Source organism: Telluria sp. B2 (assembly GCF_051789535.1).
Taxonomy (GTDB): Bacteria; Pseudomonadota; Gammaproteobacteria; order Burkholderiales; family Burkholderiaceae_D; genus Telluria.
Window position 1 is genome coordinate 4551028 of record NZ_CP196525.1, and the last position, 25356, is coordinate 4576383.

A 25356-nucleotide genomic window follows, 5' to 3' on the forward strand; every position below is an offset into this window, starting at 1 on the left:
TGCTCAAGCCCGGTTCAGGGCCGGTACGGTCGCTGCTGCGCTGCCGAAGCGAGCCCCGAGCGCGCACAAACTCGACGCCACCACCAGCGCGCCGAGGATCATCAGGGTCTGGCGCAGGTCGCCGGTGCCCTTCATCAGGAAGCCCGCCAGCACCGCGCCGACGTTCCCTCCGGCGCCGACGATGCCGGCCACGCCGCCCAGCGCCTGCGGCGCAACAAACGGCACCAGGGCATAGGTGGCGCCGCAGGCCATGTGGGTGAACAGGCCGAAGCAGAGCATCGCGACCAGCGCCCAGGCCACGCCATCGGCGTTCGCGAACCACAGCAGGCCGATGCCCTCGCCGATCATCAGGATGAAGAGGACGGTGACACGGCTGTTCAGGCTGCCGCGCGCTGCGCTGCGGTCCGACACCCAGCCGCCCAGCGCGCGCGCGAACAGCGCCAGCAGGCCGAAGGTCCCCGCCGCCAGTCCGGCCGCGCCGAGCGAGAGACCGAAATGCTCGACGTAATAGATGGCGGCGATGTTGTGGATGAAGATCTCGATGCCGAAGCAGGCGCCGTAGGTGACGAAGAGCAGCCAGGCGCGGTGGTTGCGGCAGGCGGCGCGAAAGCTGGCCCAGCCGCCCTTGCCGCCACCCTTGCCATCGTCACCAAGCGGCAGCCCGGCCGCGCGCAGTTCGCTGTAGTTGCCGGCCGGGCAGTCCTGGGTGTAGCGCCAGTAGACGAAGGCCATGACCAGCATCGCCAGGCCCGGCACGACCAGCGCGATGCGCCAGCCCAGGGTTTCGCTGACGCCGGCCATGACCAGGGCGCCCAGCAGCAGCGGCATCAGGGCCTGCGCTGCGCCGCCGCCGCTGTTGCCCCAGCCGGCCGCGGTGGCGTTTGCGGTGCCGACCACCTTCGGCGCGAACATCACCGAGGTGTGGTATTGGGTGATGACGAAGCTGGCGCCGACCGCACCGATGCCGAGCCGGAACAGCAGGAAGCTTTCGTAGCTCTGGGCCAGGGCCACGCCAAGCACGGGAACCGCGCCGAGCACGAGCAGGCCGGTATAGGTCTTGCGCGGGCCGTAGCGGTCGCACAGGGGGCCGACGACCAGGCGCACCAGGATCGTGATGGCCACCGCCGCGATGTTGATGTTGGCGACCTGCTCCACCGAGAGGCCGAATTCCCCCTTGATCACCGGCATCAGCGGCGCGCAGGCGAACCAGGCGAAGAAGCACACGAAGAAGGCCACCCAGGTCAGGTGGAAGGCCCGCATCTGCGGGGTGTTGAAGGAAAAGAGCTGGATACTGCTTGCTTTGCTGGCCATGTCGTCCCTCGTTTCTGAAAACAAAAAGGCGTCCGCGTCCCATCGCTTGCAGCGCGGGAGGCGGACGCCGTTGTCCGGGTGCCGGCCCATCGTTGGGCTGGCGGAATATGGAAGGGATCGCCGTTGATCCTGTTTCAGGTAATTGCAAGACACGTGCCAGCGGCGGCGCGGGGCAGGCGCCCAGCGACGCCCGGCCGCTACGCCCTGTTGCAGTGCACCAAGCGCGAAAATGATGCGGCCAGGTGCACCGGGAGCGCGCCTGACTACATGTCGTGGATCGCGAATGAGCTGGCATAGGCTTGTAGGGTGGGCACTCCGTGCCCACGCGTTACGCACGTTGCCGATGGACACGTGCGGCGATGTACCGCCCGCAACGTATGCGATGGACGCGAACCGGGCTGGAATCGACGTTAGCGGGCGATCAGTTCCAGCTAACGCAGAAAGGATGCGCACGTAACGCGTGGGCACGGGGTGCCCACCCTACGATTTACCGGAGGTCGTGGATGGGGAAGGACCGCGCATAGCCGCTCGGGTCGCTGCCATCCCAGACCTTGCCGTCGATCAGCGTGGCGCTGCGCAGCACTGAAGCCGGAGTCTCGACGCCGGCCAGCAGCGCCGCTTCCCGATACAAACCGACGTAATTGACGGCCCCGGCCACGGCCAGGTAGTCAGGATCGGCGCGCAGCAGTCCCCAGCGCCGCTGCTGGGTCAGGAACCACATGCCGTCCGAGAGCCAGGGGAAGGTCGCCTCGCCCCCGCCGAAGAAGCGCAGCAGGGGCCAGTCGCCGCGGCGCGGCAGCAGGCATTCGCGCAGCAGCCGGGTGTCGGCGTTGACGTAGGCCGCGCCGGCCAGCACTTCGGCGGCCGCTTCGCGGTTGACGGGCGAGGCGTCGAGCCAGCGCGCGGTGTCGAGCAGGGCCGCCACCAGGGCGCGGCAAGCGTTCGGGTGGCGCGCCACGAAATCAAGACGTGCGCCCAGCGCCTTGCCGGGGTGGTCCGGCCAGACCTGGCTGCTGGGGGCGGCGAGCAGGCCGGCGCCGTCCAGCACGGCGCGCCGGCTCCAGGGTTCGCCCGCGCAGAAGCCGTCCATGTGCCCTGCCTCCAGGTTCGGCGCCATCTGCGCTGGCGGCACCGTGACCAGCTTCGTCTCGCGCAGCGGATCGATGCCGGCCGCGGCCAGCCAGTAGCACAGCCACATTGCGTGATTCCCGGTCGGGAAGGTGTGGGCGAAGGTATAGCGGCGCGGTTCCCGGCGCATCACCGCGGCCAGGCCTGCGCCGTCGCTGGCGCCGCGTTCGGCCAGCGCGCGCCCCAGCACGATGGCCTGGCCGTTCTGGTTCAGGTTCATCAGGACCGCCACGTCGCAGGGCGCCGAGCCCACGCCCATCTGCAGGCCGTACAGCAGGCCGTAGAGCGCCTGGGCGGCGTCCAGCTCTCCGCCCGTCAGGCGGTCGCGCATCGCCGACCAGGAGTGCTGGCGCTCGAGCACAAGCTTGATGCCGTACTTCTCGTCGAAGCCCAGCACCGACGCCATGACCAGCGGCGCGCAATCGGCCAGCGGCATGAAGCCGACCCGCAGTGTGTCCTTCTCGGGCCGGTCCGATCCGCCCGCGTATGCGCCCTGTCCAGCCAAGCCTGTCATATGCTTCCTTTTGCCGGGTCAGCCCAGCAAGTCCTCGACGTCCAGGATGCGCTGCGCGATCTCGGCCAGTCTCATGTTCTTGTTCATCGCCATGCTGCGCAGGCGTCCATAGGCTTCCTCTTCGCCCAGCCGGTGGCGCGCCATCAGCACACCTTTCGCGCGCTCGACCACCTTGCGTTCGGCCAGCTTCTGGCGCGTGTCGGCCAGCTCGCCGAGCAGCTTCTGCTCGCGCCGGAAGCGCGCCAGCGCCACGTCGAGCACGGGCCGCACGCGCTCGGCCTGCAGGCCGGCCACGATATAGGCCGATACGCCGGCCGCCACCGCGGCTTCCATCGCCTGGGCGCTGTCGTCCTCGGTGAACAGGACGATGGCGCGGCGCGCATCGCGGGTGGCGATCACGATGTGCTCGAGCACGTCACGGGCGTCGGACTCGCTGTCGACGATGATCAGATCCGGCTGCAGCTGGGCGATGCGCTCGGGCAGGAAGATGTCCGGCGGCAGCGAGGCGACGATGTCGTAGCCCGATTCGAGCAGCCCGATGCGCAATGCCGTGTTGCGCTGCGCACGCGCCGTGCACGCCTGGTCGCCGCCGGCGCCGGGGTCGGCCGTGACGACGACGATGCGTAGCTTGGGTGGCTTGTCGGTGGAGGTCATGCCCGTAGCGAATGCAAGAACCGGGCCATACCCCGTACATACGACCAGCCCGCAGTCGGGATATTCCCGAGTTAAATATCTCTTGGTGCCAGAGCAACAAAATCATTCATGAAATTTATCGCCGGCATCACAAACGAAAAGTTTATTTATGTCTGGGTCCAATTTATACTGCACCGCAACATCACACCAATTAAGAGGAATTGATCATGGAAGCATTCGAATACCTGCCGGTCGCTATCGCCATCGTTGCCGTCGTTGCACGCATCACCCTGTTCCTGCCGCGCCAGCGCAACACCGCAGGCCGCGCCGCCTGAACGCTGCGGCGCAACAGCCGCTTTTCTCTCCCGCGCTGGCGTAAGTACTTACGCCAGCAGCGTTTTCTCCTGCGGATAAATCCCCCGCAGACCTCCCCGTCGCATGGTGGCTGAGCTAGAATGCATTCGCATTTTTTCTAGCCAGAAAGCTATTTCGTTCACCCACCACTATCCACGATGCGACTTCCTGCACTTACGATCTTTGCCGCGTTCGGCGCCTTGTCTGCCGCCGCTGCGGCCGCGCCCACGCCCGTCACCCTCGACCAGGCCATGGCCCACCCCGACTGGATCGGCAACCCCGCCGAACAGGCATGGTGGAGCTGGGACGGCAAGCAGGTCTTCTTCAAGCAGAAGCGCACCGGCTCGCAGCTGCGCGACACCTTCGAGGCGGTCCAGGGCGGCCAGCCGCGCCGCGTGGCGGACGCGGAGCTGGCAAAGCTCGACAGCCCGAACGTGGTCTACGATCGCGCCCACACCCGCGCCATCCTGGTGCGTAATGGCGATCTGTTCGAACGCGACCTGAAGAACGGCGCCCTGGTCCAGATCACGAAGGGCGTGAAGGCCGAAGATCCGCAATTCTCGAGCGACGAGCGCGCGGTGCAGTTCCGCGTCGGCCACGAGTGGTTCAGCTGGGACCGCGCCAGCCGCGTGCAGGGTCCGGTGGCGCTGCCGCGCGCCGCGAAAGACCCGGCAGCCTCGGACCCGGATGCGCTGCGCGAAATGCAGCTGCGCCTGATCGCCACCCTCAAGCGCGCCAAGGACGACCGCGACGCCGCCCGCGCCCGTCTTGATGAAGAGCGCCGCGCCGATCCGACCCGCGCACCTGGCCCGATCTACCTGGGCGACAAGGTCACCATCGAAGGCAGCGCCCTGTCCCCGGACGGCCGCTGGCTGGTCGTCGTCACCGCGCCGAAGGGCGGCGACAAGGGCCGCGTCGGCAAGATGCCGCGCTACGTGACCGAATCGGGCTACGAGGAAACCGACGACGAGCGCACCCGCGTCGGCCGCAACAACCCGGCGCCGCATGCGCTGAAGCTGATCGACCTCGCCAGCGGCAAGGTCCAGGACATCCCCTTCGACAACCTGCCCGGCATCGCCGCCGACCCGCTGGCCCAGCTGCGCGCCGCCGCCAAGCTCGACCCGCTCAAGGGCAACCGCCCGCTGCGCATTGCCGACCGCGCCGACGCCGTGCGCTGGACCGCGGATGGCAAGCAGGCCGCGGTGATGCTGCGCGCGGTCGACAACAAGGACCGCTGGATCGCCACCATCGACCTGGGTGCCGCCAAACTCAAGCCCATGCACCGCCTGACCGACGAAGCCTGGGTCAACTACGACAACACCGACTTCGGCTGGCTGCCGGACAACCGCACGCTGTGGTACCTGTCGGAAGAAAGCGGCTATTCGCACCTGTACACCATGGACGCGAACGGCCATGCACGCGCGCTCACGAACGGCAAGTGGGAAGCCGGCGACGTGCAGTGGAACTATGAGGGCACGACCGCCTACATGACCTGCAACCGCAAGAACCCCGGCACCTACGAGGTGTGCGCGGTGAACGCGAAGGATGGGGCCACGCGCGAAGTGACGGGCCTGGAAGGCGTGGAGCGCTTCGCGCTGTCGCCGGACAACCGCAAGCTGCTGGTGCACTACTCCTCGAGCTACATGCCGACCCAGCTGGCCACCGTGCCGGTCAGCGGCGGCGCGGCCGTGAAACTGACCGACACCCGCACGCCCGAGTACAAGGCGCGCGAGTGGATCCAGCCCGAGTACGTGGCCGTGCCGTCGAGCGACGGCGGCGACCCGGTATGGTCGAAGCTCTACCGCCCGGCGAAGCTGGAGCCCGGTAAAAAATACCCGATCGTGATGTTCGTGCACGGCGCCGGCTACCTGCAGAACACCACCAGGCGCTTCCCGACCTACTTCCGCGAGCAGATGTTCCACAACCTGCTGGTCGAGCGCGGCTACATCGTGCTGGACATGGACTACCGCGCCTCGAAAGGCTATGGCCGCAACTGGCGCACGGCGATCTACCGCCAGATGGGCCACCCGGAACTGGTCGACTACAAGGACGGCGTGAACTGGATGGTGCAGAACCTGCAGGGCGACCCGCAGAACGTCGGCATCTACGGCGGCAGCTATGGCGGCTTCATGACCTTCATGGCGCTGATGCGCGCACCGGAGATGTTCAAGTCCGGCGCGGCCCTGCGCCCGGTGACCGACTGGACCAGCTACAACCACGAGTACACCGCCAACATCCTGAACACGCCCGACCTCGACCCGCAGGCCTACAAGGTCTCCTCGCCGATCGAGTACGCCGAGAACCTGCGCGGCAACCTGTTGATCGGCCACGGCATGGTCGACGACAACGTGTTCTACCAGGACTCGGTGCGCATGGCCCAGCGCCTGATCGAACTGCGCAAGGATAACTGGGAACTGGCCAGCTACCCGCTGGAGCGCCACGCCTACACCCAGCCGGAAAGCTGGTTCGACCAGTACCGCCGCATCCTGAAGCTGTTCGAACGCACCCTGAAACAGTAAACAACACGAAGTAAGCGAGCGCCCTGCGGGGCGCTTTTTGTTTTACTGTTCGCTATTGCCCAGACCGGTAGCGCCGTCCTCGCTATCATGCGGCCATCGCTACGCGTATTTCATTCACGATCATGATGCCTGCCTTCGCTGCTTCACCACTTCGCTTCGCCGTCCTCCTCGCCCTCGTCTCGCCTTTCCTGCATGCCCAGGAGGGAAAGCAAGACAAGGCGCCCGGCTTCGTCGGCCTGCCGAACACCGGCAGGATCGACGCCAGCCAGGTGGTCGCCGAGCGCCACGGCGCTGCCGCAGCGAACGCCGCACCGAACGCCACGATCAAAGGCTCAGCGGGCGTTTCGCGCAAGGCCGTCATTCCCGCTGGCGGCATCACCGGCGTGGTGGTGGAGAACACGGGCGGAGAGCAGACCCGGGTGCCGCTCACCTTCGGCCAGGTGTTCGCGCCGGGCGACCTGCCGCGCGGCGCGGGCCTGGCCGGCAAGCTGGCCGACGGCAGCACCCTGCCCCTGCAGGTGGACGTGAAGGCGACCCACGCCGATGGCTCGGTGCGCCACGCGGTGATCTCGGCGCTGCTGCCACGGCTGGGCAAGGGCCAGCTGGCCGGCATCGCCCTGGTCAGGACAGCTGCACGCGGCAGCGATGACGGCGCAGGCAAGCCCGAAGTCGACTCCGCTGCGACGGTGTCGATCACGCTCGACGGCGAACGCTATACCGCATCCAGCGAGCGCCTGCTCAAGGACCAGAAACCCCAGGTGTGGCTGGACGGCCCCGTGGTCACCGAAGTGCAGGTGGCCGCGCCCCTGCGCAACGCGAAGGGGGAAGAACATCCGCACCTGGCGGCGCGCTTTGCGATCCGCTCCTATCCCGGCGCAAAGCGTGCGCGCGTCGACGTCGTCATCGAGAACAACTGGGCCTACGAGCCATCGCCGCGCAATTTCACCTACGACGTCGAGATCGAGGCCGGCGGCGAGACCGTGTACGCGAAGAAGGACCTGACCCACCTGCACCATGCGCGCTGGCGCACGCTGGCCTGGATTGGCAACGCACCCGCCGTGCACCTGCGCCATGACACGCATTACCTGATCGAGACGCGCGCCCTGCCAAACTACGACCGCTCGGTGGTGGTGCCGGACGGCGCGCTGGCGGCGCTGGCCGCGAAATGGAATGGCCCGCGCAGCGAACCGATGGGCGTCGGCGCGGCATCGCCGGCCATGCCGAATACGGGCGGGCGCAACGACATCGGACTGCTGCCGGGATGGGCGGCGATGTACCTGCTGAGCATGGATGCGCGCGCCAAGGAGGTCACGCTCGGCACTGCCGATCGCGCCGGCAGCTGGTCCGCGCACTACCGCGACAAGCGCACCGGCCTGCCCGTCAGCCTGATGGACTACCCCTACATGACCCTGCTCGGCAATCCGGGCGACACGCGCAACCCGAAGACCGGCAAGCAGGAGGCCTTCCCGCGCTGCCCGCGCGACGCCTGCAAGACGCCGTATAAAGTCGACAGCGCGCACCAGCCGGGATTTGCCTACCTGCCCTACCTCGTCACCGGAGACTATTACTACCTGGAAGAGCTGCAGTTCTGGGCGATGTGGAACGTGTTCGCCACCAATCCGGGCTACCGCAAGAACATCCAGGGCCTGCTGATGTCGCACCAGGTGCGCGGCCAGGCCTGGAGCCTGCGCACCCTGGGCGAAGCGGCCTACATCACGCCCGACAGGCACCCGCTGAAGGATGATTTCACCACGCTCCTGAAGAGCAACCTGGCGTGGTACAACGACAGCTACAGCAACAATCCGGCCGCCAACGGGCTGGGCGTGATCGACGACAAACCAGCCGTGATCTACAAGGGCAAGACCGCGGTCGCGCCCTGGCAGGACGACTTCTTCACCCAGGCGGTCGGCCACGTCGCCGAACTCGGTTTCAAGGAGGCGCAGCCACTCCTGAAATGGAAGGCGAAGTTCCCGATCGCGCGCATGGTCGGCGAAGGCGCCTGCTGGGTCGACGGCGCCAACTACACCATCACCGTGCGCGACTCGCCCACCGCGCCGACCTACGACACGATGGCCAAGGCCTATGCGCGCACCGTCGGGCCGGAACTGGCCGCCCTGCCCTGCGGCGGCCCCGAGCTGGCCGCCGCCACCAAGCGCAAGCCGGGCGACATGGGCGGCTATTCGAGCGCCGCGATGGGCTTCCCCTCCAACATGCAGCCGGCGCTGGCCTATGCGGCCGACGTCGGCGGCGAGGCCGGCAGGAAAGCGTGGGAACGCTTCATGTCGCGCAGCGTCAAGCCGGACTACGGGCCGGCGCCGCAGTTCGCCATCGTGCCGCGTTCGATCGATGGCGTTAACGCTCGTTAAGCAGGATTTCAAGGACGACAAGGAGGAGGCGGGCGACATGGGCGCCGGCCACACTGTCACCGCCATCCACGAGATCACGCCGGCCCTCGAAGCCGACAGGCTGGTCGATCCGCGCGCCGAGTTCGTGCGTCTGGTGCGGATGGCCGAAGCAGGGCAAGACGAGTCCGGCCGGGCAGCCGTAGCCGGGTCGTTTCAGGGGGCGTTGCGGGGTCGGCAACGGTGCGATGAGCCCGATAGTGCCTGTTATATGATAGACACTTCGGATGGACAGACACTCCGGGCCGCCCCGGCCGATGCACCACTATCCAGGAAACCGTATGCGCCTGCTCATCGCCCTCATCCTCCCCTGGCTCACCTTCTTCACCATCGGCCGACCGATTGCCGGCATCATCTGCCTGATCCTGCAGGTGACGCTGATCGGCTGGCTGCCCGCCGCCATTTGGGCGGTCTACGCGCTCAGTCAATACAACACCGACAAGAAAATCGAGCGCGCCTACAGGGAACGCTGAGGTGTTTTCACGCCGGCACGGCGCCGGCGGCTTACTTCGCGCGCGTGCGCGGGGTCTCGACTTCGGCGCGCAGGTCGGCCAGCTGGGCGTCCTTGCCATCGCTCGCCAGCCGGTCCTTGGCTTTGCCGACCAGGGCGTCCATCGCGACCTGGCGTGCGTTGCGCAGCTCGGCGTTCAGGCGCTCGATCATTTCGCTGCGCTCGCACTGGCATCGCGCACGGCCTCGAGGGTGACGGGCTTGCCGTCGTTTCAACGACAGGCCCGTCAGTCTCATTGGAAAGACGGCGTCTCCGTGATTGCCTCAGCGCCGCCGCGTCCTGGCCGAAGCCTTGCCCATCTTGTCGCCGCCGTCTTCCACCAGCGCATCGACCGCCACACCCGCGTCCCGGGCAATCGCCAGGATCTGCTCGCGCGCTTTTCGGATCTCCTGCCGCTCGCGCTTCCTGAGCTCCTGCTCGATGTCGAACTGAAGTCCCTTCAGTTCGCCCAGGTTATAGGTCGATAAGTCGATCTGCGCCATCTCGTGCTCCGCCGTGGTTCGTGCCCGCAAGCCTACTCAGTTCTTTCCGTTCCTGGCGCCGGCTTCGAACCATGCCTTGATCTGCGCCCGTTCGGCATCGGTCATGTTGGTGAGGTTCGCCAGCGGCATGGCCTTCAGTTGCACGGTCTGCTGGTAGATGCGCGCCGCGTTCTGCTGGATCGACTCGGGCGACTCCAGCATCACGCCGGCCGGCGCCGTGGCAAAGCCGGGCTGGGTCGGTTTGGCCGCATGACAGCTCACGCAGCGCTGGTCGACGATGTGCTTCACTTGCGTGAACTGGGCCATGCTGTCGACGCCGGGCTGCTGCACGCTGGGCGCCGGCGGCGCGATCAGCACCGCCAGCACGGCCAGCAGCGCCACGCCCGCCGCCGGGTACTTCCATTCGATGCGACCCTTGTGGCGCAGGTTGAAGAAGTGGCGGATCAGCACACCGGCCGCCATGATCACGCCCAGCACCGCCCAGGCATGCGGGTGCCGGTAGGTCATCGCGTAGTGGTTGCTGATCATGAGGAAAAGCACCGGCAGTGTGAAGTAATTGTTGTGCACCGAACGCTGCTTGGCCTTGATGCCGTAGCTGGGATCGGGCTTCTGGCCCGCCATCATGGCCTTGACCATCTTGCGCTGGCCGGGAATGATCACGTGGGCCACGTTGGCGACCATGATGGTGCCGATCATCGCGCCGATGTGCAGGTAGGCCGCACGGCCGCTGAGCAGGTGGGTAAGCACATAGGCGCTGCCGACCAGGAAGGCGAAGATGACGAGACCGAAAGCCAGGTCGTGCTTGCCGAGCGGCGACTTGCACAGCAGGTCGTACACCAGCCAGCCGACCACCAGGCTGCCCAGGCCGATGCCGACCGCCTGCCAGCTCGACAGGTCGGCCACGCTGCGGTCGACCATCATCGCCTGCGCGTTCAGGTAGTAGACGATGAACAGCAGCGCGAAGCCGGACAGCCAGGTCGAGTAGGCTTCCCACTTGAACCAGTGCAGTTCCTTCGGCAGCTCGGGCGGGGCGACGAGGTATTTCTGCGGGTGGTAGAAGCCGCCGCCGTGCACGGCCCACAATTCGCCGGCCACGCCCTTCTTCGCCAGCTCGGAGCCGGGCGGCGGCGGTTTGATGGTGTTGTCGAGCCAGACGAAATAGAAGGAGGCGCCGATCCAGGCGATGCCGGTGATGATGTGCAGCCAGCGTACGAGCAGGTTGAGCCATTCGAGGCCGTAGGGAGCCAGGTATCCGAACACGTCCATGCACAGTTCCTCATCTTCGTCGTGGCAGTCTTTCAACGACGATAAACGGTTTTCATTTTCTACAACATGAAATATACCGTATATTCCACATAATCGAACCGATATACACCAGATACCCCATGGCCAGCCTGCCCCAGCATCTCGACCTGCACCTGATCCGCATCCTCTACCTCTTGCTCGTGGAGAAGAATGTCTCGCGCGTGGCGCTGAAACTGAACCAGCCCCAGCCATCGATCTCGGCTTCGCTGCGCAAGTTGCGCGAGCTGACCGGCGACCCGCTGCTGGTGCGCGGCGCGCGCGGCATGGTGCCGACCCAGCACGGCGAAAGCCTGCTGAAACCCGCCAAGCGCATCCTCGACGAGACCGAGAGCCTGTTCGTCAAGAAGTCGCCCTTCGTGCCGGAGGAGACGGCGCGCACCTTCCACATCGCCGCGCCCGACTACCTCGACACCCAGTTCCTGCCCAGCGTCGTGGCATCGATCCGGCGCGGCGCACCCAACAGCCGGGTGGCGATCCACAGCCTGGGGCCGGGCACCGACTACCTGCGCATGCTGTCGGACGGCGAAATGGACCTGGTGATCGCCAACTGGGACGAGCCGCCGGCGCACCTGCACATCTCCAAGCTGTTCGAGGACCCGATCGTCTGCACCATGCGCGCCGACAGCCCCTACGCCAAACGCACGGCAAGCGACGCCATGACGATCGAGGATTACCTGAACCTGCCGCACGTGGCGCCTTCGCAGATGCTGCCCGGTTACCACGGCGTGATCGACTCCTTCCTGGCGCGCGAAGGGCACCACAGGAAGATCGCGGTCGAGTCGCCCTACTTCGGCCTGATTCCCTACATGCTGACCCAGACCGACCTGGTGCTCACCACCGGCCGCCAGTTCATGCGCTTCTACGAGAAGACGCTGCCGCTGAAGACCTTCACCATGCCGATCAAGTTTCCGCCGATGCGCTTCTACCAGCTGTGGCACCAGCGCGTGCACCAGTCGTCGGAACACAAGTGGCTGCGCGACCAGGTCAGTCAGGCGGCGCGCGCGCTGGCGCAGAACTAGCTGCCGACGACAGCGCGCTTGCCGACCAACGCCATCCGCACCCGACCATGGAGAGTTGAAGATGACAGTGACGCACGCGATCACCCTGCGGGCCGCAAGCCCTGACGATCTCCCCGTCCTCTGGGAGTTGAGGACACGCGCGGTCGCGCATGGCTGCGCGGCGCATTATCCCGAGTCCGTGCTGGCCACCTGGCTTGCCACGCCGGCGCCGGCGTCCCTGCCCCGCCTGCTCTCGACGGGCGGCGGCGTGGCGGCCCTGGAAGCCGGACGCATGCTCGGCTATGCGGTGCTGGACGCCGCCAGCGGCGAAGTCGATGCGGTCTTCGTCGAGCCGGCCGCGCAGGGCCGCGGGGTCGGCGCGATGCTGCTCGAAGCCCTGGAACAGATGGCGCTGCGGGCCGGCCGCGAACGCCTGTTCCTGTCGGCCTCGCTCAATGCCGTTCCCTTCTACCGGCGCGCGGGCTTTCAGGCGGTGCGCGAAGAGCTGTACCCGCACCGCTCGGGCATCGCGATCGCCTCGGTCTACATGGCAAAGCAGATCGCCTGATGCCTACTGCGCGCCCTGCTTCTTCGTGCGCACCGCCAGCACGAGGGCAATCCCGCCCAGGATCGCCACCGAGGCCAGCGCCAGGCGCAGCGTCACCGGCTCGGCCAGGAACACGACCGCGCCGACGGCCGTGATCAGCGGCACCGACAACTGCACCGTCGCCGCACGCATCGCGCTCAGCTCGCGCAGGGCCGTGTACCAGAGCGCATAGCCGACCCCGGAAGTGACGGCGCCGGACGCGACGGCCAGCGCGATGCCGGCAAGGCTGGCATGCGCCATCCCGACGAAAGGCAGCCAGAGCAGGAGCGCCAGGGGCGTCGCGCGCAGGAAGTTGCCGGCGGTCGCGCCGAGCGGATCGGGCGCGCCGCGCCCGCGCAGCGAATACACGCCCCAGGCCGCCCCGGCCAGCGCCATCAGCGCGGCGCCGAGGACGGGCGGCGCGCTCACGCCCGGCAGCACCAGGTAGACCAGCCCCGCCGCAGCCATGCCCAGCCCGCCCCAGGCCTGGGGCGCGAAGCGCTCGCCGGCGCGCAAGGCCGAGCCGAACATGGTCAACTGGACGGCGCCGAACAGGATCAGGGCGCCGGTGCCGGCCGCCAGGCTGACATAGGCGAACGAGAAGAAGGCGACATAGGCGAACAGCATCGCCGCCGACATCCAGTCGCCGCGCGCAGCCGTGGCCCCGGCTGCGCGCCAGCGCACGATCAGCAGCAATGCCAGCGCCCCGGAAGCGATGCGGACGGCGCCGAAGCTGGCCGGATCGATGCCGCCCGTTTGCAGCGCCAACCGACACAACAGCGAGTTGGCGGCAAAGGCGAGCATGGCCGCCGCCGTGAAGGCCAGCGTGGCCAGTCGCGGGCGTCCAGCGGCCAGGTCACGCATGGCGGCCTCCCTGTGGATGGCGTTCCGGACGATAGCGCATGACAAAGCTCCTCGTGACAAACTGCGCCCGCTTCCTACAAGGTAGGCCGCGATGCAGGGTCCAGACAAGCGCGGCAGGTTGCAGACGGCAGCAGCGGCAGCAAGGGCTTGCGGGACGTCGACAGCGACGCCTACCCTGCCTGATCCTCCAGCCGGGCCAGCCCGCGCCTTGCCTGCTTCCTCGACCTCAGCCAGTCGCGCCCGCCCCGCTCCAGCGCGGCATCGATCACGCCCTGGGGCAGGCTGTACACCGTGGCCCAGGTGGCGCGGCCATCGGCAGCGTTGGCCGGAAAGCTGTGCGTCTCGATCGGCCAACCGTACTTGCGCTTGAGGGTCCGCACGATGGCGGCCAGGGTCACGCGGCCCTGCAACGGTTCGGCGCCCGTCTGGTCTTCGTTCGACAGCAGCACCGCCAGCACGGCGCCGCGCGCGGTCAGGGGGCCAGGGAAAGTGGGAAGTTTGCTCGGCATGCGGGCATTCTAGCCGCGTTTACCGATGGGCAGCATTGGCTGCGCAATTGTTCCCCGCGTCCTCCCTGCCCCACCCCTGCTCCACCGGATCAACCGGCGACCTGGGCGCGCTCCAGCATCGCGTGCAGCAGCACATTGCAACCGGCTTCCAGGTGCTCGGGCCTGGCGTCCTCGATCTCGTTGTGGCTGATGCCGTCCTTGCAAGGCACGAAGATCATGCCGGACGGGGCGACGCGGGCGGCGTAGATGGCGTCGTGGCCGGCGCCGGAGACCACGTCCATGGTCGAGTACCCCAGCCTGTCGGTGGCGGCGCGCACGGCGTTCACGCAATCCGGATGGAACGGGCAAGGCGGATAGTAGGAAACGCGCTCGATCTCGATGCCCAGGCCGGTGTCGGCACGGGTCTTCGCAACAAAGGCCAGCATTTCCTCGTGCATGGTGTTGAGCAGCTCATCGTTCACGTTGCGCAGGTCGATGCTGAATTTCACCTGGCCCGGGATCACGTTGCGGCTGTTCGGGAACACCTGCACCATGCCGACCGTCCCGCGGCCATAGGGCGGATAGCGGTTCGCGATCGCCACCGTCTCCTGCATGATGGTGGTCGCCACCTGGAGCGCGTCGCGGCGCAGGCCCATCGGCGTCGGCCCGGCGTGCGCTTCCATGCCGGTAACAAGGCAGTCGTACCACGACAAACCCATCACGGCCGGCACCACGCCGATGACCTTGTCGGCATCCTCCAGCACCGGTCCCTGCTCGATGTGGGTCTCGAAATAGGCGCCAATCGGATGCCGGCCGGGCTCTTCCTCGCCCAGGTAGCCGATCCGTTCGAGTTCCTCCCGCACCGTCTTCCCGTCGACATCCTTGGCCGCATAGGCGGTCTCCAGGCTGAAGGCGCCGCAGAACACGCCGGAGCCCATCATGACGGGCACGAAGCGCGAGCCTTCCTCGTTGGTCCAGAAGGCGACCTCGATCGGCGCGCAGGTAGCGATGTTGTTGTCGTTCAGGGTGCGCACGACTTCAAGTCCGGCCAGCACGCCGTAGTTGCCGTCGAACTTGCCGCCGGTGGGCTGGGTGTCGACGTGGCTGCCGGTGACGATCGGGGCGAGTTCCGGGTTGCTGCCCTCGCGGCGCATGAAGACGTTGCCGATCTTGTCGACCGTGATGGACATGCCGGCTTCGCGACCCCATTGGACCACCAGGTCGCGGCCCTGGCGGTCGAGGTCGGTCAGGGCGAGGCGCTTGACGCCACCCTTGTCGGTGGCGCCGATCCGGGCCAGTTCCATCAGGGAGTGCCACAGGCGTTGGCCGTTGATACGTAGGGTGTCGGGCATGGTGTTCTCCGGTTGTTGTCGTGGCGACGGTCGTGAACGTAGCGGTCGGACGTCCGGTCGTACCGCGACGTGCATGCGATTGTTGAACGCGTGGACGGCGGAGCCGTCCACCCTACGGGTCGGACAGATACGGTGCGGTCGGTCAGGCGAACGCGGGGCGGTCGACGTGGCGGCCGGCGCCTTCTTCGGCGCACAGTTCACCGCGCTCGAAGACCAGCTTGCCGGCGGCGACCGTGTGGGTCGGGATGCCACGCACGGTGCGCCCCTCGAACACGTTGAAGCCGCCCTTGGCGAACTGGGTCTTGCTGGAGATCGTGCGCGTGCCGTTCGGGTCCCAGACCACGATGTCGGCGTCCGCCCCGACCGCGATCACGCCCTTGCGCGGGTACATGTTGAAGATCTGGGCCGCGTTGGTCGAGGTCACGCGCACGAATTCGGATGGCGTGAGGCGCCCGGTGGTTACGCCGGCGTCCCAGACCACCGCCATGCGCTCCTCGACCCCGCCGCAGCCGTTCGGGATGCGTGTGAAGTCATCCTTGCCGGCGGCCTTCTGCTCGGCGCAGAAGGTGCAGTGGTCGGTCGCGGTGGTGTGCAGGTTCCCGCCCTGCAGCCCCTGCCAGAGCGCGTCCTGGTGGTGGCGGCTGCGAAACGGCGGGCTCATGACGTGGCCGCGCGCGAAGTCCTCGTCCTCGCTCTGGTAGACGCTGTCGTCGATCACCAGGTGGCCGGCCAGGGCTTCGCCATAGACGCGCTGGCCCTTGGCGCGGGCGCGCACGATGGCGTCGAGCGACTCGGCGCAGGACACGTGCACGATGTAGATCGGGGTGCCGAGCACGTTGGCGATGGCGATCGCGCGGTTCGCCGCTTCGGCCTCCACTTCGGGCGGGCGCGACAGTGGATGTGCTTTCGCGCCGCGGATGCCCCTGGCCAGCAGCTCCTGCTGCAGCTGGAACACCAGTTCGCCGTTCTCGGCGTGCACGGTCGGGATGGCGCCCAGTTCGAGCGCGCGGCGGAAGCTCTTCACCAGCGTCTCGTCGTCGGCCATGATGGCGTTCTTGTACGCCATGAAGTGCTTGAAGCTGTTCACGCCATGCTCGCGCACCAGGGTGCCCATCTCGGCGTGCACCGAGTCGTCCCACCAGGTCACGGCCACGTGGAAGGTGTAGTCGGCGGCCGCCTTGCGCGCCCAGCCGCGCCAGGTGCGGTAGGCGTCCAGCAGCGACTGCTTCGGGTCGGGAATGACGAAGTCCATGATGGTCGTGGTGCCGCCCGCCAGGCCCGCCGCGGTGCCGGTGAAGAAGTCGTCGGCCGTCACCGTGCCCATGAAGGGCAGCTGCATGTGGGTGTGGGTGTCGATCCCGCCCGGCATTACGTACAGCCCGCCCGCATCGATCACCGTGGCGTTGGCCGGCGCGTCGATACTCTCGCCGACGGCCACGATCTTGTCGCCGTAACAGAGCACGTCGCCGCGGAATGCACGGTCGGCGTTCACGATGGTGCCGCCACGGATAATCGTCGTCATGGACACTCCCTTCAGGTTGGATAGTTGTTCGCCCTGCTGTTCGCCGCGCTGTTGGCAGCATCGAGCGCCGGCGCCGTGCGGCCCTTCATCATCAGGCCGTACACGATTGCCGCGATCACCACGCCGACGAACCAGGCATAGGTATAGATGCTCTTGAACATGTCGCTCACGTCCGGGAACGAGGCAGGCAAGGCCGCGTTCAGGAAGCCCGGAATGTTCGGCAGCACGCCGGCCGCGAAGGCCACGACGGCGGCGATGTTCCAGCCGCCCTTGTACGAGTAGGTCCCACCTTCGCGGTAGAGCTGATCGACGTCGAGCCTGGTCTTGCGGACAAAATAGTAGTCGATGATCATGATGCCGGCGATCGGCCCGAGCAGCGCCGAGTAGCCGGTCAACCAGATGAAGATGTAGTTCTGGGTCGTCTCCAGGATCTTCCACGGCATCATGGCCAGCGCGATGCCGGCGGTGATGTAGCCGCCCACGCGGTAAGAGATGCGCTTGGGCGACAGGGCCGAGAAGTCATAGGCCGGACCGACCAGGTTGGCGGCCAGGTTGACGCTGGCAGTGTCGATCAGGAGGATCAGCAGGGCGACGAGCACGGCCACGCCGGTCATGCGGCTGGCCACGTCGACCGGGTCCCACAGGGCTTTGCCGTAGAGGACGATGGTGGCCGAGGTGACGGTGACGGCCAGCGCGGCCAGCAGGCCCATGGGCAGCGGCAGGCCCAGGGTCTGGCCGACCACCTGGTCGCGCTGGGTTTTCGCAAAGCGCGTGAAGTCGGGGATATTCAGCGCCAGCGTCGCCCAGTAGCCGATCATGGCGGTCAGCGAAGGCCAGAACACCGACCAGAACAGGCCGGCCTTGGGGCCGCCTTCGACAAAGTGCGAGGGCTGGGCCAGCAGCGGGCCGAAGCCGCCGACCTTGTCGTACACCCACCACAGCAGAAGAAAGCAGATCGCGATCTTCAGGGGTGCGGTATAGGTCTCGAGCTTCCTGATCGATTCCATGCCGTGCACGATGAAGTACATCTGGATCGCCCAGAAGCCCAGGAAGCATGCCAGCTGGCCGCCATTGATGCCCAGGCCCGGCAGGTTCGCGCCACCGATCGGGCCGCCCAGCAGCACGCCGAGCAGGGTATAGATCATGCTGCCGCCGAACCAGGTCTGGATGCCGTACCAGCCGCAGGCGACGACCGCGCGCAGGAAGGCGGGAAGCCGGGCGCCGCGGGTGCCGAAGGAGGCGCGCGCCAGCACGGCGTAGGGAATGCCGTACTTGGTGCCGGCGTGGCCGATCAGGAGCATCGGCAGCAGCACGATCACGTTCGCCAGGAACACCGTCACCACTGCCTGCCAGGCCGACATCCCGCTTTCGATCAGGCTGGATGCGAGCATGTAGGCGGGAATACTGATCACCATCCCGACCCAGAGCGCGGCGAAGTGATACCAGCGCCAGGTGCGCTGTGCGACGCCGGTGGGGGCGAGGTCGTGGTTCCAGAGGTCTTGACTGGCGTCTTGTGGTGCGGTCACAGTGTGTTTCTCCAATAGGTTGCTGTTGCAACCCAGTGTAGCGCAAACGTACGTACGGACGCGAGCATCAAAGCCCGCATCCGCAAGCCAGCAAGCCTGTCAGGCCGGCAGCTCGGCCGCCAGCGGCGCTTGCGTTTCGGCCGCCACCGGCGCAGCCGCGGTCTCCGGAACCGGCCGCGTTTCGGCGCGCGGGTTGCGCGGGTCCTGCGTCCAGTTCATGTAGGGCTTGCCGGTTTGCTGCGGCAGCATCGCGATGCAGCCCTCGACCGGACAGGTGATCTCGCACAGGTTGCAGCCGACGCACTCGGCCTCGATCACCTCGTAGCGGCGCGCGCCGTTCTCGAGAACCTGGCGGCCGATGGCCTGGTGCGAGGTATCCTCGCAGGCGACGAAGCACTTGCCGCACCCGATGCACTTGTCCTGGTCGATGTGCGCGATCACCTGGTAGTTCATGTCCAGGTACTTCCAGTCCATGGTGTTCGGCACCGCCTTGCGCGAAAACGCGGCGACATTCGCGTAGCCCTTGCTGTCCATCCAGCGCGACAGGCCATCCTTCATCTCCTCGACGATGCGGAAACCGTGCAGCATCGCGGCCGTGCACACCTGCACGCAGCCGGCGCCCAGTGCGATGAATTCCGCCGCATCGCGCCAGTTGCCGATGCCGCCGATGCCGGAGATCGGCAACCCGGCGGTGACCGGATCGCGCGCGATCTCGGCCACCATGTTCAGCGCGATCGGCTTGACCGCCGAACCGCAGTAGCCGCCATGGGTGCTGGCGCCGCCGACGATCGGATACGCGACCATGCGATCGAGGTCCAGGTGGGTGATCGAGTTGACCGTGTTGATGAGCGAGACCGCGTCCGCCCCGCCTGCCAGCGCGGCGCGCGCCGGCGCCCGCACGTCGGTGATGTTCGGCGTGAGCTTGACGATGACGGGCAGGCGCGTGTGCTGCTTGCACCAGCGCGTCACCATCTCGACGTACTCCGGCACCTGCCCCACCGCCGCCCCCATGCCTCGCTCGGGCATGCCGTGCGGGCAGCCGAAGTTCAGCTCGATGCCGTCGGCGCCGGTGGCTTCCACCAGCGGCAGGATCGCGGCCCAGGGCGCCTCCTCGCAGGGCAGCATCAGCGAGACGATCATGGCGCGGTCGGGCCAGGCCTTTTTCACGGCGGTGATCTCGCGCAGGTTGATGTCCAGGCTGCGGTCGGTGATCAGCTCGATGTTGTTGAAGCCGATGACTTCGCGGTTCCTGCCGTAGTGGGCCGAATAGCGCGAGGACACGTTCACCGCCGGCGGGTCTTCGCCCAGCGTCTTCCACACCACCCCGCCCCAGCCCGCCTCGAAGGCGCGCACCACGTTATAGGCCTTGTCGGTCGGCGGCGCGGAGGCCAGCCAGAAGGGATTCGGCGCTTTGATTCCGCAGAACTCGATGCTCAGGTCGGCCATGCTGCCCCCGCTTGGAAGTCGTTGTGGATCGCCAGCGCGGCCAGCTTGCCGTGCTGGACCGCCTGCACCGTCAGGTCCTGGCCCAGGGCCACGCAGTCGCCGCCGGCGTAGATGCCCGGCACCGCCGTGCGCAGGGCCGCATCGACGCGGATGCGTTCGCCGTCGCGCCACAGGCCTTGCGCGAGCGTGTCGGACTCGGGCGGCGGCGCGATGGCCTGGCCGATGGCCTTGAACACGGCGTCGGCGCCCATGTCGATGAAGGCGCCGGTGCGGGCCAGGCGGCCCTCGTCGAGGCGCGTCTCCTCGAAGCGCATGCCGGCCACGCGGCCCGCGTCGTCGAGCAGCACTTCCAGCGGCGCAGCCCAGGTGCGGATGCGCACCCCGTTGATTTTCGCGATCTCGATCTCGTGGCCGGTCGCGCTCATCGCCTCGAAGCCTCGGCGGTAGACCAGGGTCACCTCGTCCGCGCCCAGGCGCTTGAGCTGTACCGCCATGTCGATGGCCGTGTTGCCGGCGCCGACCACGATGGCGCGGCGCGGCACCGGCAGGCGCGACAAGTCCTCGGCCTGGCGCAGCGTGGCGATGTAGTCGGTGGCCGCCATCAGGCCGGGCGCGTCTTCGCCTACCAGGCCCAGGCGGCGGCTCGCGCCCAGGCCGATGCCAAGGAAGACGGCGTCGAAGCGGGTGTGCAGGTCGCGCAGCTGCAGGTCTTCGCCGAGCGCCTGCCCGTACTGGATATCGATGCCGCCCACCGAAAGCAGGAAGTCGACTTCCTGCTGGGCGAAGTCGCCGGGCAGCTTGTACTTGGCGATGCCGTATTCGTTCAGGCCCCCGGCCTTGGGGCGGGCCTCGAAGACCACCACGTCGTGCCCCAGCATGGCGAGGCGGTGCGCGCAGGACAGGCCGGCCGGGCCGGCGCCAACCACGGCGACCGTCTTGCCGGTGGAGGGTGCGCGCAGGAAGGGGTGATGGGTGAAACCGGCGTTGTCGATGGCGTGGCGCTGCAGCAGGCCGATTTTTACTGGCTCGCGTTCGGCGGCATTGTTGCGCACGCAAGCGTCCTCGCACAGGATCTCGGTCGGGCAGACGCGCGCGCAGCTGCCGCCGAAGATGTTCTGCTTCAGGATGCCGACCGCTGCGCCCGTGATGTTCTGGTCGTGGATGTTGCGGATGAAGCTGGCCACGTCGATGCCGGTCGGGCAGGCGCGCGTACAGGGCGCGTCGTAGCAGTACAGGCAGCGGGCTGCTTCGATGGCGGCCTGGCGCGCGGTCAGTGGGGGCGCCAGGTCGGTGAACTGGGCCGCGAGCGCGCCGTGCGAATCGGCTGCCGGCGGCAGATGCTGGAGAGTCTCGATCATGTGCATCCCTTCTTGTTGTAGAGTGAAATGCTGGTGCTCGAACTTCTGCTGCGGGTGGTGCTACTACGTGTGTTGAAATCCGTCTGTTTGTTTATTTGTTCGTTTATCGAAGGGCGTAGGGTGGGCACCTGTGCCCACGCGGTCGTGCCCATGAATACCGCACCGTGATTTCTGGCCCGGCGGTCAGCATATCGGACGCAGGCAAGACCACGTTGATCGACCGATCACCGTTGCACCGCGTGGACACAGGTGTCCACCCTACGCCCTCCGATTACTCCTCGCGAAATCAAACGTTGCGGGCTTCGCTCACTTCATCTGCGGAAACGCGAACTCCACGCCGGCACTCGCCGTATTCGGCCAACGCTGCATCACCGCCTTGTGGCGCGTATAGAAGCGCACCCCTTCCGGCCCGTACGCGTGATGATCGCCGAACATGCTGCGCTTCCAGCCGCCGAAGCTGTTAAAAGCCATCGGCACCGGCAGCGGCACGTTGACGCCGACCATGCCGACCTGGATCTGGCGCACGAACTCGCGCGCCACGCCGCCGTCGCGCGTGAACACGGCCACGCCATTGCCGTACTCGTTGGCGTTGATCAGCTCCACCGCGCTGCCCACGTCCGGCAGGCGCACCACGCACAGCACCGGGCCGAAGATCTCTTCCTGGTAGATGCTCATCTCGGGCTTCACGTGGTCGAACAAGGTGCCGCCGACAAAGAAGCCGTTCTCGCGCCCTTCGACCTGGTAGCCGCGGCCGTCGACCACGAGCGTCGCACCCTGCTCCACGCCTTCGCCGATCAGGCGCTCGATGCGCTGGCGCGCTGCCTGGGTGACGACCGGCCCCATTTCCGCGCCCTCGCTCATGCCGTCGCCGATCTTCAGTTTTGCAGTGCGTTCGGCCAGCGCGGCCACCAGTTTGTCGCCGGCGTCGCCGATGGCCACCGCCACCGAGATCGCCATGCAGCGCTCGCCCGCCGAACCGTAGGCCGCGCCGATCAGGGCGTCGACCGCCATGTCCATGTCGGCGTCCGGCATGACGACCATGTGGTTCTTGGCGCCGCCCAGGGCTTGCACGCGCTTGCCGGCCGCGCTGCCGCGGGCGTAGATGTACTCGGCGATCGGGGTCGAGCCGACGAAACTGATCGCCTGCACGTCGCGATGGTCGAGCAGCGCGTCGACCGCGACCTTGTCGCCTTGCACCACGTTGAACACGCCGTCCGGCAGTCCGGCTTCCTTCAGCAGGCGCGCGTGCAGCAGCGAAGGCGACGGGTCGCGCTCGGATGGTTTCAGCACGAAGGTGTTGCCGCAGGCGAGCGCCACCGGGAACATCCACATCGGCACCATCACCGGGAAGTTGAAGGGCGTGATGCCGGCCACTACGCCCAGCGGCTGGCGCATCGACCAGGCGTCGATGCCGCGCGCGATCTGGTCGGTGAATTCGCCCTTGAGCATCTGCGGGATGCCGCACGCGAACTCGACCACCTCGATGCCGCGCGCGACTTCACCCTGCGCATCGCTGAAGGTCTTGCCGTGCTCGCGCGTGATCATCGCCGCGAATTCGTCGGTGTGCTGCTGGCACAGCTGCAGGTATTTGAACAGGACGCGGGCCCTGGCCAGCGGTGGCGTCGCCGCCCAGGCCGGGAAAGCGGCGTTGGCCGCGAACACGGCGGCGTTGACTTCATCGACGCTGGCCAGCGTGACGCGGGCGCAGGGCTCGCCCAGGGCCGGGTTGAACACGTCGGCGTAGCGCTCGCCGGCGCTCTCGACCACATGGCCGCCGATGAAGTGGCCGATGATCTCAGTTTGATTCATGGTGTTGTCTCTTCTAGTCCAGGTTTTTCAATACGTTGGCCAGCTTGCCGAACAATTCGTCGATATGCTGCTTTTCGAGGATGAGGGGCGGCGACAGCGCGATGATGTCGCCGGTGGTGCGGATCAGGATGCCGTCGGCAAAGGCGCGCTTCAGGGCCTGGTAGGCGCGCGCCCCGGGTTTACCCGGAATCGGTTCGAGCTCGATGCCCGCGATCAGGCCGATGTTGCGCAGGTCGATCACGTGCGGCAGGCCCTTCAGGGCATGCACGGCGTCTTCCCAGTAGGGTTGGATCTCCTTCGCATGATCAAGGATCTGCTGCTCGCGGAACACCTCGAGCGTGGCCAGCGAGGCCGCGCAGGCCACCGGGTGGCCGGAATAGGTATAGCCGTGGAACAGTTCGATGCCGGCCGGCGCCTCCATGAAGGCGTCGTGGATGTGGCGCTTGGTGAAGACCGCGCCCATCGGGATCACGCCGTTGGTCAGGCCCTTGGCGGTGGTCATCATGTCCGGCTCGACGTCGAAGTAATCGGCCGCGAAAGGCGTCGTCAGGCGCCCGAAACCGGTGATGACTTCGTCGAAGATCAGCAGGATGCCGTGCTTGTCGCAGATCTGGCGCAGCTTCTTGAGATAGCCTTTCGGCGGTACCAGGACGCCGGTGGAACCGGACACCGGTTCGACGATGACGGCGGCGATGGTCGAGGCGTCGTGCAGCGTCACCAGGCGTTCGAGTTCGTCGGCCAGTTCGGCGCCGAAGTCCGGCTCGCCGCGCGAGAAGGCATTCTTCAGCAGGTTGTGCGTGTGCGGCAGGTGGTCCACGCCCGGCAGCAGCGGACCGAAGCTCTTGCGGTTCGGACCAATCCCGCCCACCGACAGCCCGCCGAAACCGACGCCGTGGTAGCCACGCTCGCGTCCGATCAGGCGGGTGCGCCCACCCTCGCCGCGCGCCTTGTGGTACGCGAGCGCGATCTTCAGGGCGGTGTCGACCGCCTCGGAACCGGAGTTGGTGTAGAAGACGTGGCCGAATTTGTGGCCGGTGTAGTCCATCAACTGCTCGGCCAAATCAAAAGCGGCCGGATGGCCCATCTGGAAGGTCGGTGCGAAGTCGAGCTGGCCGATCATCTCGCGCACCGCGTTCACGATCCGGGGCTGGGCATGGCCGCAGGGGACGCACCACAGGCCCGCGGTGCCGTCGAGGATCTGGTTGCCGTCGACATCCTTGTAGTACATGCCTTCGGCCGAGACCAGCAGGCGCGGATCGACCTTGAAGTCGCGGTTGTTCGTGAAGGGCATCCAGAATGCGGACATCGACTTGGGTCTGGACTCGTTCATGCAGGCTCTCCCTTTGTTTGCAGCCCAATAATGGACCGGATGGCAAAACGATGAGGCAATCATAGCAATGTGCGCGTCCGCGCCGCGAAAGTAAAGCCGGCAGGCGCCAGACCCCTCAGCTTGCACAGGGTAGTGCGTTGCAAAAATGCAAAACGAGCTGACGATCCGTTAATATAAACGCGCGCCGTGGACTCGTCATATGCAATTGCATATAAACGAAGTCGACAGCGATAACTGGACAATGCTAAAGCAGTTGACTGCTCGCCAGTGCCAACATGCCGCGGCGTTTGATCCAACGCAAACCCAACCATCGCCCGGAGACCGTCATGTCCGACTCCCTGCCCCCTGTGCTGCGCACCGCCCGCCTGGCCCTGCGGCCTTTCGCCGACACCGACGCCGGGGACCTGCTGCGCATCTTCGCCGACCCCGAGGTGGTGCGTTACTGGTCGAACGGCGCCTGGACCGACATCGCCCAGGCCGAAGCGATGATCATGGAAACCCAGCAAGCTTACCGGGAGGGCGGCCTGTACCGCTACGCCATCGCCCTGCGCGAGACCGACCGCCTGATCGGCATCTGCAACCTGCGCGGCTTTTTCGAGCAGAACCGGCGCTGCGAGCTCGGCTATGCCCTGGCACGGGAGCACTGGGGACGCGGCTACGCGGCCGAGGCGCTCGAAGCCCTGCTCGGCCATGCTTTCCACGAGCTCGACATGAACCGGATCGAGGCCGACATCGACCCGCGCAACGACGCCTCGGCGCGCCTGCTCGAACGGCTGGGCTTTCGCCGCGAAGGTTACATGCCCGAGCGCTGGATCGTACACGGCGAGAAGGCCGACACCGCCTTCTACGGCCTGCTGAGAAGCTACTGGAACGAACGTGAAAGCTCCCGTTCGTCCGCCCACGCTACCGGTTAAGCCA

Annotated in this window: 21 protein-coding genes; 6 read left to right on the forward strand and 15 right to left on the reverse strand. The window is 67.0% G+C overall.

Annotated features, from left to right (window positions below; translation table 11 throughout):
• Positions 1–3: 3 nt before the first annotated feature.
• The 3 genes from ACSUZJ_RS20125 to ACSUZJ_RS20135 form a co-directional block, all read right to left on the reverse strand.
• Positions 4–1311, reverse strand: coding sequence for an MFS transporter (locus tag ACSUZJ_RS20125; protein ID WP_499411113.1), 1308 nt, complete (start codon positions 1309–1311; stop codon positions 4–6).
• 487 nt (positions 1312–1798) lie between these two features.
• Entirely contained in the window at positions 1799–2953 is a 1155-nt protein-coding gene (locus tag ACSUZJ_RS20130; protein ID WP_499411115.1) for a CmpA/NrtA family ABC transporter substrate-binding protein, read from the reverse strand.
• Between the two features lie 18 nt (positions 2954–2971).
• Complete coding sequence (locus tag ACSUZJ_RS20135; protein WP_499411117.1) at positions 2972–3607, reverse strand: ANTAR domain-containing response regulator; 636 nt, start codon at positions 3605–3607, stop codon at positions 2972–2974.
• A gap of 491 nt (positions 3608–4098) precedes the next feature.
• On the opposite strand from ACSUZJ_RS20135, the gene ACSUZJ_RS20140 reads away from it, so the two are divergent.
• The 3 genes from ACSUZJ_RS20140 (at position 4099) to ACSUZJ_RS20150 (ending at position 9334) form a co-directional block, all read left to right on the forward strand.
• Positions 4099–6459 carry a S9 family peptidase gene (locus tag ACSUZJ_RS20140; protein ID WP_499411119.1) on the forward strand — a complete coding sequence of 787 codons (2361 nt, stop codon included), beginning with the start codon at positions 4099–4101 and terminating at the stop codon, positions 6457–6459.
• Positions 6460–6581: 122 nt separating this feature from the next.
• On the forward strand, positions 6582–8825 hold the full coding sequence (locus ACSUZJ_RS20145) for a hypothetical protein (RefSeq protein WP_499411121.1): 2244 nt from the start codon (positions 6582–6584) through the stop codon (positions 8823–8825).
• Positions 8826–9142: 317 nt separating this feature from the next.
• A complete protein-coding gene (locus ACSUZJ_RS20150; protein WP_312550409.1) occupies positions 9143–9334 on the forward strand; it encodes a YqaE/Pmp3 family membrane protein in 192 nt (63 codons plus the stop codon).
• A 31-nt stretch (positions 9335–9365) separates the two neighbouring features.
• Here ACSUZJ_RS20150 and ACSUZJ_RS20155 read toward each other — a convergent pair whose 3' ends face one another.
• The 3 genes from ACSUZJ_RS20155 to ACSUZJ_RS20165 form a co-directional block, all read right to left on the reverse strand.
• A complete protein-coding gene (locus ACSUZJ_RS20155; protein ID WP_499411123.1) occupies positions 9366–9524 on the reverse strand; it encodes a hypothetical protein in 159 nt (52 codons plus the stop codon).
• Positions 9525–9635: 111 nt separating this feature from the next.
• Positions 9636–9854: a hypothetical protein gene (locus tag ACSUZJ_RS20160; RefSeq protein WP_499411125.1), complete on the reverse strand. Its 219-nt coding sequence runs from the start codon at positions 9852–9854 to the stop codon at positions 9636–9638.
• Positions 9855–9890: 36 nt separating this feature from the next.
• Positions 9891–11120, reverse strand: a complete 1230-nt coding sequence (locus tag ACSUZJ_RS20165; RefSeq protein ID WP_499411127.1) for a urate hydroxylase PuuD — start codon at positions 11118–11120, stop codon at positions 9891–9893.
• Positions 11121–11239: 119 nt separating this feature from the next.
• Here ACSUZJ_RS20165 and ACSUZJ_RS20170 point away from each other — a divergent pair, with 119 nt between their 5' ends.
• A complete protein-coding gene (locus ACSUZJ_RS20170; protein ID WP_499411129.1) occupies positions 11240–12178 on the forward strand; it encodes a LysR substrate-binding domain-containing protein in 939 nt (312 codons plus the stop codon).
• A 61-nt stretch (positions 12179–12239) separates the two neighbouring features.
• Positions 12240–12725 carry a GNAT family N-acetyltransferase gene (locus tag ACSUZJ_RS20175; RefSeq protein ID WP_499411131.1) on the forward strand — a complete coding sequence of 162 codons (486 nt, stop codon included), beginning with the start codon at positions 12240–12242 and terminating at the stop codon, positions 12723–12725.
• Positions 12726–12728: 3 nt separating this feature from the next.
• Here ACSUZJ_RS20175 and ACSUZJ_RS20180 read toward each other — a convergent pair whose 3' ends face one another.
• The 9 genes from ACSUZJ_RS20180 to aptA form a co-directional block, all read right to left on the reverse strand.
• Positions 12729–13607, reverse strand: coding sequence for a DMT family transporter (locus ACSUZJ_RS20180; protein ID WP_499411133.1), 879 nt, complete (start codon positions 13605–13607; stop codon positions 12729–12731).
• 170 nt (positions 13608–13777) lie between these two features.
• Positions 13778–14116 carry a hypothetical protein gene (locus ACSUZJ_RS20185; RefSeq protein WP_499411135.1) on the reverse strand — a complete coding sequence of 113 codons (339 nt, stop codon included), beginning with the start codon at positions 14114–14116 and terminating at the stop codon, positions 13778–13780.
• Between the two features lie 89 nt (positions 14117–14205).
• Complete coding sequence (locus ACSUZJ_RS20190; RefSeq protein WP_499411137.1) at positions 14206–15447, reverse strand: Zn-dependent hydrolase; 1242 nt, start codon at positions 15445–15447, stop codon at positions 14206–14208.
• 142 nt (positions 15448–15589) lie between these two features.
• Positions 15590–16969 (reverse strand): dihydropyrimidinase, encoded by a 1380-nt coding sequence (hydA, locus tag ACSUZJ_RS20195; protein ID WP_499411139.1) that lies wholly within the window; start codon positions 16967–16969, stop codon positions 15590–15592.
• Between the two features lie 11 nt (positions 16970–16980).
• Entirely contained in the window at positions 16981–18495 is a 1515-nt protein-coding gene (locus ACSUZJ_RS20200; protein ID WP_499411141.1) for an NCS1 family nucleobase:cation symporter-1, read from the reverse strand.
• A gap of 99 nt (positions 18496–18594) precedes the next feature.
• Positions 18595–19941 carry an NAD-dependent dihydropyrimidine dehydrogenase subunit PreA gene (preA, locus tag ACSUZJ_RS20205; RefSeq protein WP_499411143.1) on the reverse strand — a complete coding sequence of 449 codons (1347 nt, stop codon included), beginning with the start codon at positions 19939–19941 and terminating at the stop codon, positions 18595–18597.
• Positions 19929–21299, reverse strand: coding sequence for an NAD(P)-dependent oxidoreductase (locus tag ACSUZJ_RS20210; protein WP_499411145.1), 1371 nt, complete (start codon positions 21297–21299; stop codon positions 19929–19931). The genes preA and ACSUZJ_RS20210 overlap by 13 nt, the downstream gene beginning before the upstream one ends.
• A 306-nt stretch (positions 21300–21605) precedes the next feature.
• A complete protein-coding gene (locus tag ACSUZJ_RS20215) occupies positions 21606–23108 on the reverse strand; it encodes a CoA-acylating methylmalonate-semialdehyde dehydrogenase (RefSeq protein ID WP_499411147.1) in 1503 nt (500 codons plus the stop codon).
• A 13-nt stretch (positions 23109–23121) separates the two neighbouring features.
• Positions 23122–24438 carry an omega-aminotransferase AptA gene (gene aptA / locus ACSUZJ_RS20220; protein WP_499411149.1) on the reverse strand — a complete coding sequence of 439 codons (1317 nt, stop codon included), beginning with the start codon at positions 24436–24438 and terminating at the stop codon, positions 23122–23124.
• Positions 24439–24764: 326 nt separating this feature from the next.
• Between aptA and ACSUZJ_RS20225 the strand changes: the two genes are divergently transcribed.
• Positions 24765–25352, forward strand: coding sequence for a GNAT family N-acetyltransferase (locus ACSUZJ_RS20225; protein WP_499411151.1), 588 nt, complete (start codon positions 24765–24767; stop codon positions 25350–25352).
• Positions 25353–25356: the final 4 nt, after the last annotated feature.

Excerpts from the sequence above, each read along its gene's own strand:
- ACSUZJ_RS20125 (WP_499411113.1), bottom strand. The coding sequence starts at position 1,311 with ATGGCCAGCAAAGCAAGCAGTATCCAGCTCTTTTCCTTCAACACCCCG.
- ACSUZJ_RS20130 (WP_499411115.1), bottom strand. The coding sequence starts at position 2,953 with ATGACAGGCTTGGCTGGACAGGGCGCATACGCGGGCGGATCGGACCGG.
- ACSUZJ_RS20135 (WP_499411117.1), bottom strand. The coding sequence starts at position 3,607 with ATGACCTCCACCGACAAGCCACCCAAGCTACGCATCGTCGTCGTCACG.
- ACSUZJ_RS20140 (WP_499411119.1), top strand. The coding sequence starts at position 4,099 with ATGCGACTTCCTGCACTTACGATCTTTGCCGCGTTCGGCGCCTTGTCT.
- ACSUZJ_RS20145 (WP_499411121.1), top strand. The coding sequence starts at position 6,582 with ATGATGCCTGCCTTCGCTGCTTCACCACTTCGCTTCGCCGTCCTCCTC.
- ACSUZJ_RS20150 (WP_312550409.1), top strand. The coding sequence starts at position 9,143 with ATGCGCCTGCTCATCGCCCTCATCCTCCCCTGGCTCACCTTCTTCACC.
- ACSUZJ_RS20155 (WP_499411123.1), bottom strand. The coding sequence starts at position 9,524 with ATGATCGAGCGCCTGAACGCCGAGCTGCGCAACGCACGCCAGGTCGCG.
- ACSUZJ_RS20160 (WP_499411125.1), bottom strand. The coding sequence starts at position 9,854 with ATGGCGCAGATCGACTTATCGACCTATAACCTGGGCGAACTGAAGGGA.
- ACSUZJ_RS20165 (WP_499411127.1), bottom strand. The coding sequence starts at position 11,120 with ATGGACGTGTTCGGATACCTGGCTCCCTACGGCCTCGAATGGCTCAAC.
- ACSUZJ_RS20170 (WP_499411129.1), top strand. The coding sequence starts at position 11,240 with ATGGCCAGCCTGCCCCAGCATCTCGACCTGCACCTGATCCGCATCCTC.
- ACSUZJ_RS20175 (WP_499411131.1), top strand. The coding sequence starts at position 12,240 with ATGACAGTGACGCACGCGATCACCCTGCGGGCCGCAAGCCCTGACGAT.
- ACSUZJ_RS20180 (WP_499411133.1), bottom strand. The coding sequence starts at position 13,607 with ATGCGTGACCTGGCCGCTGGACGCCCGCGACTGGCCACGCTGGCCTTC.
- ACSUZJ_RS20185 (WP_499411135.1), bottom strand. The coding sequence starts at position 14,116 with ATGCCGAGCAAACTTCCCACTTTCCCTGGCCCCCTGACCGCGCGCGGC.
- ACSUZJ_RS20190 (WP_499411137.1), bottom strand. The coding sequence starts at position 15,447 with ATGCCCGACACCCTACGTATCAACGGCCAACGCCTGTGGCACTCCCTG.
- hydA (WP_499411139.1), bottom strand. The coding sequence starts at position 16,969 with ATGACGACGATTATCCGTGGCGGCACCATCGTGAACGCCGACCGTGCA.
- preA (WP_499411143.1), bottom strand. The coding sequence starts at position 19,941 with ATGGCCGACCTGAGCATCGAGTTCTGCGGAATCAAAGCGCCGAATCCC.
- ACSUZJ_RS20210 (WP_499411145.1), bottom strand. The coding sequence starts at position 21,299 with ATGATCGAGACTCTCCAGCATCTGCCGCCGGCAGCCGATTCGCACGGC.
- ACSUZJ_RS20215 (WP_499411147.1), bottom strand. The coding sequence starts at position 23,108 with ATGAATCAAACTGAGATCATCGGCCACTTCATCGGCGGCCATGTGGTC.
- aptA (WP_499411149.1), bottom strand. The coding sequence starts at position 24,438 with ATGAACGAGTCCAGACCCAAGTCGATGTCCGCATTCTGGATGCCCTTC.
- ACSUZJ_RS20225 (WP_499411151.1), top strand. The coding sequence starts at position 24,765 with ATGTCCGACTCCCTGCCCCCTGTGCTGCGCACCGCCCGCCTGGCCCTG.